The 451-nt window shown below is 71.8% G+C and carries 1 pseudogene; it reads left to right on the forward strand.

The features are described 5' to 3' along the window. Window positions 1-451 (forward strand): annotated as a pseudogene (locus AX692_RS20220) (chemotaxis protein CheA); the annotation flags it as partial.

A 451-nucleotide genomic window follows, 5' to 3' on the forward strand; every position in this document is an offset into this window, starting at 1 on the left:
CCCCAGCCGCTGCCGACCCGCTCGACGATCTCGATGCGCTGCTGAACGAGCTGTCCGGCCCTGCCCCCGCCGCGCTCGATCCGACCGCGCCGGCAAGCTGGCTGGTCCACATCCGCCCTCATGCCGGGGCGATGACCAAGGGCAGCGAGCCGCTGCTGTGGCTGCGCGAACTCACCGATCTGGGCGGCACCTGCGAGCTGTGCGACATCGCGCCCGTCCCCACCTTCGAGCGTCTCAAGGTCGAGGAAGGCTATCTCGGCTGGACCTTCCGCATGCCCGGCGACGTGGCGCGCGAGGCGGTGGCCGAGATCTTCGACTTCGTCGGCGACGAGGTCGCGCTCGCCTATGACAGCGACCCCATCCCCGCGCCGCGTGTCGCGGCTTGCGCGGCGGTGCCGGTCCTGCCGGTCAGCGAGGCGCCGCAGCCGATCCCCAAGCCTGAAGCGAGCAC

Origin of the sequence: Erythrobacter donghaensis (genome assembly GCF_001557325.1) — a bacterium.
Taxonomy (GTDB): Bacteria; Pseudomonadota; Alphaproteobacteria; order Sphingomonadales; family Sphingomonadaceae; genus Erythrobacter; species Erythrobacter donghaensis_B.